General features: G+C 32.8%; 8 protein-coding genes. All 8 read left to right on the top strand.

Annotated elements, in window-relative coordinates:
• The first annotated feature begins 95 nt into the window (after positions 1–95).
• On the top strand, positions 96–4,028 hold the full coding sequence (locus tag ACKI67_RS00785; protein WP_407461481.1) for a right-handed parallel beta-helix repeat-containing protein: 3,933 nt from the start codon (positions 96–98) through the stop codon (positions 4,026–4,028).
• 529 nt (positions 4,029–4,557) lie between these two features.
• Positions 4,558–5,550, top strand: a complete 993-nt coding sequence (locus tag ACKI67_RS00790; protein WP_407461482.1) for an energy-coupling factor transporter transmembrane component T family protein — start codon at positions 4,558–4,560, stop codon at positions 5,548–5,550.
• Positions 5,551–5,580: 30 nt separating this feature from the next.
• Positions 5,581–7,419 (top strand): ABC transporter ATP-binding protein, encoded by a 1,839-nt coding sequence (locus ACKI67_RS00795; RefSeq protein ID WP_407461483.1) that lies wholly within the window; start codon positions 5,581–5,583, stop codon positions 7,417–7,419.
• A 133-nt stretch (positions 7,420–7,552) separates the two neighbouring features.
• Complete coding sequence (locus ACKI67_RS00800; RefSeq protein ID WP_407461484.1) at positions 7,553–8,257, top strand: ECF transporter S component; 705 nt, start codon at positions 7,553–7,555, stop codon at positions 8,255–8,257.
• 251 nt (positions 8,258–8,508) lie between these two features.
• Complete coding sequence (locus tag ACKI67_RS00805) at positions 8,509–8,736, top strand: AbrB/MazE/SpoVT family DNA-binding domain-containing protein (protein WP_407461485.1); 228 nt, start codon at positions 8,509–8,511, stop codon at positions 8,734–8,736.
• Positions 8,733–9,173, top strand: coding sequence for a type II toxin-antitoxin system VapC family toxin (locus tag ACKI67_RS00810; protein WP_407461486.1), 441 nt, complete (start codon positions 8,733–8,735; stop codon positions 9,171–9,173). Before ACKI67_RS00805 ends, ACKI67_RS00810 begins: the two co-directional genes overlap by 4 nt.
• Positions 9,174–9,468: 295 nt before the next feature.
• Positions 9,469–9,720 carry a DUF5654 family protein gene (locus tag ACKI67_RS00815; RefSeq protein ID WP_407461487.1) on the top strand — a complete coding sequence of 84 codons (252 nt, stop codon included), beginning with the start codon at positions 9,469–9,471 and terminating at the stop codon, positions 9,718–9,720.
• A 116-nt stretch (positions 9,721–9,836) separates the two neighbouring features.
• Positions 9,837–10,025 (top strand): zinc ribbon domain-containing protein (locus ACKI67_RS00820; protein ID WP_407461488.1); only part of this gene is annotated, 189 nt, incomplete at its 3' end.

Genomic DNA, 10,025 nt, shown 5'->3' on the forward strand with positions numbered 1-10,025 from the left:
AATTAACTATATTTTACTTTTTTTCAACCAATTTGGATAGTTTTATATAATAAGTACAATAAAAAATAACTCATAAGAATTTGAATGGAGGTGAAATGACGAATAAAATGAAATTGCCCTCTATTCTTGCTTTAATAGTGATATTATTCTTATCTTTGAGTGTAGTTAGTGCAGATGATATAGTTCAGGATGTCACTAACACATCAGATAGTGTAATTGATGATTCCATAGGCATTTCGGATTCTTATAATAATTTGGCTAGCAATTTTGATGATTCCATATCTGATGATTCTTCAAATATCTTAAATTCAAATTTGAGTTCAGATGAAGAGACCATTGATTTGGTTGATGAAAATCAGGATTTGGATGATGAAATTACTTTAGATGACTTAAAGGACTCTAATAAGCTTAGCAGTTCATCAGTGTCAGATTCAGATGAGATTATAGTCTCCAATACTGAACCTATCACAATTGACAGTTCAAACTATTCAAAATACTTTGATGCAACAAATGGCGGTTTGATAAAGCCAGGTGCTCTCAAGGATGGAGATACCATAAGGCTCAAAAGCATGTCTGATAAGGTATTTTCCATTAATGTGCGTTTGAACATATTCTCTGATGATGGAGACCAATTGTCAAACTGTTTGATACGCCTCATTGAAGGCAGTTCCGGCACTGTAATAACTAATGTTCGCATAGTCAATACTAAGGAAAAGGCAAGCCGTTCAAATTATTATCTATCTGGAATAAGCATTATAAATTCAGAAAACAACACAATTGAAAACTCACTGATCAATGTGAGCGTTCATAAGTGTTTTGCAATCATGATGAGCAATGCAAGCCATAACAGGATTATCAACAACACACTCATATCTGGTTTAAGCTCTACAATTCCAATGACAGCTTCATCTTACAATGAAATAAGAGGCAACTATATTGAGTCTGAAATGGCAAATATGGTTTATCAGTCCGCTTATGGAAATGGGGATTTCATGCCTATTGATGATGAGGTATGTACTGGAAACATTATAGCAAACAATTACCTTAAAAGTAGAAACGGTACCTACAACTCCTATTGCTATGCAATTTATCTTATGCAAACAGCAAGCGGTCCTGGTGCGGTAATTGCAAACAATACATTGGAAGATGTCTATCATGCAATAATGGTTGACGCTTCAAACGCTTTGATATACAACAACACAATATCAAATGTTGGAGGCCCTTCAGCAATAAGCGTTGGTGGAGACAATGTAACAATTGCAAATAACAATGTATCAACAGCTTATACTGATGTCCATGACTGGAATAAGGATGGAAATGTTGTAGCTATTGAAAATAGTGGTAAAAACAACATAATTGCCAACAATACATTAAGGTCTGTCGGTTCAGATTCAATCAAGAACACAGGAACAAATCTTGTGATTGCAAACAATACAATCTACACTGAATCTGCAAACTGCATAAATTCAACAAAATCCAATCTGATTGTTGAAAATAATACCCTTGTTGGCGTCAATTCATCAGGAGTGGTAATCTTCACTTCCAAGCTTGCAGAAAACATAACCATAAGATACAATAACTTTACTAACGATAAGAGTGCCATTGTGCTAAGAGGTAACGTCAGTTATGCATTGGTTTGTGACAATAATATCGATATTTCAGGGGATGAAGATGCTATTGCAGTATTGAAATATACCAATAGAAATCCGATCACTCCAAGTCATTGTGCAATCTATAACAATACAATTAACGGTTTGATTGTAAACATGACTGACCCTTCTGAGATTGAAAGAAATGACACTGACAATGGAACTAACGGCACAGACCCTGATGCAAACGGCACCGATGATAACGGTACTGATGACAATGGAACATACAGTGATGATAAGATTGACACAATCATTGTTGCTGGAGATGTTTCAGTATACAAAGGAACTTTCTATGATGTTTACCTAAAGGATAAGGATGGAAATCCAATCAGTGGCGGAAAAGTAATTTTCCATATCTTCGACAAGGATTATGTCAAGATCACTGATGAAAACGGTAAAGCAAGCTTGCGTTTTAATGCAAATGTCGGCAATTATGCAATGAATATAAGCTATGCAGGAAATGACACATTCAATCCATGCAAGATTTCAGCTAATGTTAGCGTAATAAGACATCAGTTCATTGTAACAGAGGATAATTTCTATGACTGCTTTGATAGTGACGGTTATCTGAAGGCGGATTATGCTGATTATGATTTGATATTCAAAGGGGATTTCAAGGATAAAAGGATTATCTTAAACGCTCCTGTAAGTCTAAAGTCAGATAATGCAAGATTATATGATTCAGTCATCAAGGTCGAATCCGATAATGTATTCATTGATGGACTCACCATAATCAACAGAAATCCAGGAAACAAGCAAGATAACCATAGGTTTGCAATTTTGCTTGACAATGTCAAGAAGTGCAGCATAACCAATAACAATATTCAATTGAACAGTTTTGATAATGGATACGGAATATATGTTTCAGAATCAAGCAACAATAAGATATTGAACAATAGTGTTAAGGTTAAGGCGGAAGGTTTGGCATTTGCGGTTATGCTTTACGATTCCAGAAACAACACTATAAGAAATAACAACATATTGGTTAACGGTACAAGCAAGCCTCATCTATACGACTCTTCAATAAAAGTGGACAGTTCAATAAGTGTGGATGACTATGAAGCGGCAGGCATGGATATTCCTGAAGTCTACAAGACTTACGGTATAATTTTATTCTATTCATCTTCAAACGATATTGGATACAACAAGATAAATGCTACATCTGGTGTAACCAAGTACTACACTGCAATTGAGGAATCAACCAATTCCATTGTGGGCATTGACCTTTATTATGAAAGCAACAACAATAAGGTTCATCATAATAATGTAAATGTAACTGCAAAGGACCCTTACCTTTACGGGTTAGGTGTTTTAGGTGCAGAAACAGGTCATAGGGATCAAGTATCTGCAAACAATAGCTTCACTGACAATAAGGTACGTGTAAACGGAACCTACTATGCAGCAGGTATTATTGCAGGTTACAATTCCATCAACACTACAATGGCAAGAAACAAGATCATTTGCGAATCAACCAATGTATCATATGGTGCAATATTGGAAGGTGCTGATTATACCAAGTTCTACAAGAACAATGTTAGCTGCAATTCCAGAGTGAATTACCTTATTGAAGGATATGATGCTGATTACAGCAAGATATATGATAACCACATCACTTATGGTGATAAGGCTTTGGTTGTCAGAGCTGTTTCATTATACCATTCCAATAACAATCGTATGGAAAATAATGAGGTTCCTTCATTGAAGCCATTGATTAATAGAATCGTCAAGGAAATCAATAGGATATGGAAATTGAAACATCCAAATTCCAAAATTGTATTCACTAAAGATGACATTAAATATGGTGACCCTTATTCCCCTATGATTGTCTCAAAAGATGGTGAGGATTATAATCTATTGGATTTATTGAATTATGAACCTACAAGTCACCCAGATGTTATCGCTCCTGAAAATCAATTGTTTGATGACATTGGTGGAGAAAACAATACCTTTGTTGATAATAGGGTTGTTGACCCTGACAAGGGAGGTTCCAGTGGTGGAAAAGGAGACGGTTCTGGAGGATCAAACTCCGGTAACGGTTCCCACAATGGAGGTACTGCAAATGGTGACGCAAACTCCAATAGCACATCTGATGGAAATGGCGATGGAAACACCAATTCTGGTGAGTATTCCAATGTGAATGGAACAAGTGTCAATTCAAATACAACTGTTGTTGATGGTAATACTGTTGGTACTTCTTCATCTGCTTCAGTGACTCAATCAGCCACTGCATATAACTTGAATGTTGATGATGATCCTGCAGCTGCAGCTCGTTCATTGGCTTTAGGTGGAATGGATGCAACTGTTCTTTGCATAATACTGCTCTTAATATTTGCATGTGCATCAGAACTTATAAAACGTTCCAAGAGGAATTTAAAATAATTTATCTTTTCCAGTTTTTTTTTTTTAAAACTGGATTTATTTTTTTATATTTTTTACTTTTTTTACATATTCTTACTTTTTTACTTATTTTAATCGTATTAACAAAATTCCTTTTTTTAAAAAATAATAACTTTTATTAACAACCTTTTACAAAATAGTTATAATCAATTATAATTTATATTTTATAAAATATATTTTATAAGTATAAATTGTGTTGAGGAGATGCTTTAGGATTAATGTCTAAAAGTTTTTATTTCCTATTCAAATTTGCTAGATTATAGAATAGGATTAATTTCTTTTTATTTATTCCTAAAGTATATCTTATTATTCTATTTTTCTTTTTCTCTATTTTTATTTGTTTTTTTATTATTCTACTTATTTATCAATCTATAAATCAAATTTATTTTATTATTTATAAAGAAAACTTTATATAGATTACAAATTAAATAATTAATTAATTATAAACTAAAAAATAAAATTAAAATTGAGATTTATAATATTTAATTGAAATGAGATAAGGAGAGCTATTATGGAACTTACATCAATTCATCCGGCAGTTTATTTGCTTTATTACTTTATAATGGTTCTCTTTGCATTCATTTTCAGCGATCCTTATTTTGTAGTCACATTCCTAGTTCTCATACTGATTTTGATTTACCTTCAGGGAGTAAGCTCTGAACTAAAGAACATCATGAAGCTTTTCATTCCATTAAGCATTCTCATAATGATTCTGAATCCATTGCTTAATAGGACAGGAGCCCATAAGATATACCTTTGGTCAAACTTTTTCATAACTTATGAGGCTATAGCATATGGTATATTGATGTCTTTAGCATTGCTCATTGTCATTTTGGTGTTTTCATCCTACAACAGGTCTGTGAGCTATCAGGAAATGCTTTACATCTTTTCTAAAAAACTGCCGATTATTTCCATGATAATCGTCATGGCTTTAAGATTCATTCCACTCATCAATTCAAGAGCTATTGAAGTGCAGAAGCTAAACAACTTAAAGAGCAATGGAATTGAATTGGATGAAGATGATGGTGAAGATATCTTGGATGATTCAAATAAATTGAATGTCGATGAATTCAATTCAAATATAAACACAGACTACGATTCAAAATTTGTAAACAAGCTCAAATCAAACAAAAGAATAGCTGCAATCATAAAAGAGGCAAAGACACTTGGTAAAATCATGGGAATAACAGTCTCATGGTCCTTGGAGGAATCCATGTTTACAGCCAAATCAATGAAGGCAAGAGGATATAATGCAACAGAAAGAACCAGTTATCTATCATACAAATTTGGAAATGCTGATTTAGCATTCTTAGCAGTTATTTTCATTACAGTAGCTATTATAATAGTGGGATTATTGAAAGGAATTGGAATGATCAATATATATCCATCCATTAACTTTTCATTTAGCAATCTGCCATTCAATATTTATTATTTGGCATTTATAGTATTTTTATTACCTTTAATCTACTTGGAAATCAAGGAGCGTATCTTATGGAGAAATTAGGGATGATGCGTATCATCAGGAGAGATTATTATGGCATTGATTGAATTTAAGGATTTCAGTTTTTCATACCTCAATTCAGATGGAAGCGAATCACAAATAAAATCATTGGATAAGATCAATCTTGAAATCGATTATGGTGATTTTGTCTTGCTGTGCGGACCGTCTGGTTGCGGTAAGACAACTTTGCTCACAAATCTGAAGAAGGAATTGATGCCTGCAGGAAAGAGAACTGGTGAAATAAAGTTCAACGGTACAAGAATCCAAGACCTTGATGACCTTTCCTCTGCATGCGATATAGGATACCTATTCCAGAATCCAGACAGTCAGATAGTGACAGACACTGTAATTCAGGAGATTGCATTTCCACTTGAAAACATAGGTCTTCCTACTGAAGAAATCAGAAACAGGATAAGTGAGATAGTTGCATTCTTCGGCATCAATGACATACTTCATAAGAATGTGAATGAACTCTCCGGTGGACAGAAGCAATTGGTGAACCTTTGTTCCCTTCTTGTCCTAAGGCCAGAAGTGCTTCTTCTTGATGAGCCTATGTCTCAGCTTGACCCTATCGCTTCATATGAATTCCTTTCAATTGTCAGAAGGTTGAATGAGGAATTTTCCATAACTGTCATAATGAGTGAGCATAAGGCAGACAGCATATTTCCATTTATCGATAAGGCGGTGTTCCTTAAGGGAGGTAAAATCGAGTTTGTTGACAATGCACATAATATCTGCAGTGAAGTGATTGATGATGAGATATTTGAAAATTACCTTCCAGTTGTAACCAAAATATACAACTCACTTTCCGTCAAGTATCCAAGTTTAATTAAATTGAATACTCCTTTAAGCATTCGTGAAGGAAGACGATGTCTTAATACAATCCGTGATGATTTAATCAAAATAAGTGATGATGTTAATAATTCTGATAATTCAAGTTCGACTAATCTACATCACAATAGTAAAAAATACCATTCTGAAGAAAAATCAGGTATTTTGGATAAGATTTCATTCAATCGCAACAAGGATGCATTGATAAGAATGAATGGAATCTACTTTGCATATGAAAAGGAGAACCTGATATTGAAAAATGTTGACTTTGACTTGAATGACGGTGACTTTGTAAGCCTGATTGGTGGAAATGGTGTTGGAAAGTCAACATTCCTCCAATTGCTGGTTGGAATATTGAAGCCAATAAAAGGTAAGGTAAAGTATAGGAAAGGTGTCAGATTGGCTTATGTTCATCAGAATCCTATGATTCACTTTTCCAAAGACAATGTAAGGGAAGAGTTTCTGGAATCAATCATTGAATCAAATCTTCTTAATGGAAATGATGTTGATTTCAGCAAGGAAAGCTATGAAAAGCTATTGAAGTTAAGCAATGAGGAATTCATTGAATCCGATGTGCTTAACAGTTTGAAATTTGATAGCATTGACTTTAAATTCAAGGAGTTGATTGAGTTCTTTGATATATCTGACCTGATTGACAAGCATCCTTATGACTGCAGTGGTGGAGAGCAGCAAAAGATAGTCATTGTCAAGGCATTGCTTCAAAATGCAGATGTTTTAATATTGGATGAGCCTACAAAGGGACTTGATCCAATATCAAGCAAGGCACTTGCCGAGATTTTGAATTCCCTTCGTGACAATGGACTTACAATACTCATGACAAGCCATGACTTGGATTTCGTAGCCAATAACTGCAAGCGATGTCTGATGCTCTTTGATAGGGATATTCAGATAGATGATGATCCTAAGGTAATCTTTGCAGAGAATAATTTCTATACAACCTTCGTCAACAGGATGGTAAAGGATTATGTTCCTGAAATAGTTACATTGGATGATTTGAAGTCCAAATGGGATTTGGAGTAATTTAATATTATTAATGATTATAAAAATTCTAATATTCTAATAATTATAATAATATCTAATAATTAATATGAGGTTAAATAATTAAATTTGAATAAAATTATGTGATTAGATTTAATTTATTGAGTGTGTTATAATGAGTGCAATGGATCAAATGTTAACAAATATGACCACAAGTGCAAATGGTGTAATAAATAGCCAAATATTTACAATTACAATGGTTATTTTCCTTATATTGTTCCTTGTGGGATTGTTTTATGCTATATTTAAGATGTATGAACAGAAGAAGCCGCCGGTTGAATCAATTGTTTTAATTGCGGTGCTCACAGCTATTGCAACTGTTGGGCGTATTATTCTGATGTCAATTCCTGCTGTAAACATGGCTTCATTTATTATAATTATGGTGGGTGTCGTATTCGGCAAGGAAGAAGGATTTATCGTAGGTGCATTAACTGCCTTTGTCTCTGGTTTATTCATGGGAATGGGATATTGGGTCCTGTTCCAGATGCTTGCTTGGGGACTTATGGGAGCAAGTGCAGGATTCCTCGCTTCAAGATTTGATAATGTAGGGTTCAGAATAGTCTTTGGTCTCCTATGGGGATTCTTATATGGTTGGATTACAGACATTTCCGCAATATTCTATTCTGGAACAGCATTGGAGATCACTCCAATCATTGCATTATACCTTAACGGTGTTTCCTACGACTTGACCCACGGTGTAACCAATGCAGTACTTTTAGTAGTATTATATGACTGGTTTAAAAAGATGTTTACCAGAGCAAAAGTAAAATACTTGTCTGGAAACCAGTCTGAAAGTGAAAGCATTAGTCTTAGTGACTAATGTTTTATTTTTTTTAGTTTTCATCTTTCTTTTTTTTAGTTAATTTAAATGAGTGGATTAACTCTTTTTTTTTACACATTTGTGTTTATTCACAATTTTGCACTTTAAAAATTTTTATAATGTCTAAAATCTAATAATTCATTGTAAAATAAATTATTTTTGAATAGTGAATTAAAATCATCATAGTAACTTTTATAAAGTATAGTAAATATAAAATTACATAGCAATAATTAAAAAGTATGGTGATTTTTATGGTTATTGAAACTAAAGTCTATAAAAAGAATCAAACTACAATTCCTGCGGTATATAGAAAAAAGTATGATGTTCAGCCGGATGATATAGTTGAATGGGAAGAGAATGACCGTGGAGAGATTGTAGTTTCTTTCAGGAAAAAATTATCCTTTAGGGACATGATGGGAGCAGGAACTGTAAAGACTAAAACAAATGCAGTTCAATTGGAAAAGGAGTTATATGAATGAGCAAATTATTATTGGATACTAATTTCATTGTGGCTGCCATTCTACCGAATGATGAGTTGCATGAGAGGGCAGTTAAATTGGAAATTAAAGAGAATTTAACTGTTTCAAATGAATGTTATGTTTCCAATCAGATTGTATCGGAAGTAATGAACATATTAGGTCAAAAGGATAGTGTTGAAGTAGCTAAAAATACCTATAATATGATGAAAGACAATTTCATTTGGATCAATGAATATGAAATTCCAGATTTCAATGATTCAGTGCTTAGCACATATAAGCGTCTTAATCGAAGAAGAGATAAGGATTTAAAGGCAAAGCATAAATTGGGATTCACTGACTGCTCAATTATAACTACTGCAAAATTGTTTTCGTTAGATTCTATAGTCAGTTTTGATGAGAATTTTCTAAGAAATGATATGGTTGACATTATTTTTTAGCATAATTTTTATCAATTTTTTATAATTTATCCAAGTTAATGTTTCTATTTTTTCTATTGAGTTTATAATTTTCACTTATTTTGAAAATCTTTACTTAATATTTACTTAAAGTTATTTTATAGTATAAATTAAAGTTTATTTTAGTAATAACTTTATATATGATAAAATACATAATAAAAAATAACTATTAATTAGTAAATTATTGACTAAATTTTTATGAGTGAATTCATTTTGTATAAAATGTAGTTAATTACTAATTTTAGTTAATTTTAAAAAATATTTAAGGAGATATATTATGGTCGCAAAAACAGTAATGAAAACCATTATTACTTTAGTAACCACTGCATTCGGTTTAGTTGCAGGTTTAGCATGGAATGACGCAATCCAAAAATTAATTGAAACTTTAGTTGGTACTGGAGACGCACTTGGCGGATTATTCATTTATGCAATTATTGTAACCATTCTCGCTGTTGTTGTAACTATCATTCTTGCTAGAATGGCTGCTAAAATGGGTATTGAAGTAGACGAGGAAATTAAAGGAGAATAATTAATTTAACTTATTCTCTTTTTTTTACTTTTTATTTTTATTTTCTTATATTTTTTAAAAACTATTTTTATTATTAAGTCTTATATTTTGTTGAATGTTTTTGTAAAGGGGTTAAAATGACAAAATATTGTGCAAATTGTGGTAGAGAACTTAAGGACGAAGCAAAGTATTGTCCTGAATGCGGACAGGAATATATTCCTAGACATAAGGCTGACGGATCTTCCAGTGATGATTTCAAAGGGCCTTTTGATGATTTCAGCAATAAGAGCTCTAAAAATCCATTTGAAAGCTCCTCTAAAAGGACT

This window comes from Methanobrevibacter sp., from assembly GCF_045577275.1.
GTDB lineage: Archaea > Methanobacteriota > Methanobacteria > Methanobacteriales > Methanobacteriaceae > Methanobrevibacter.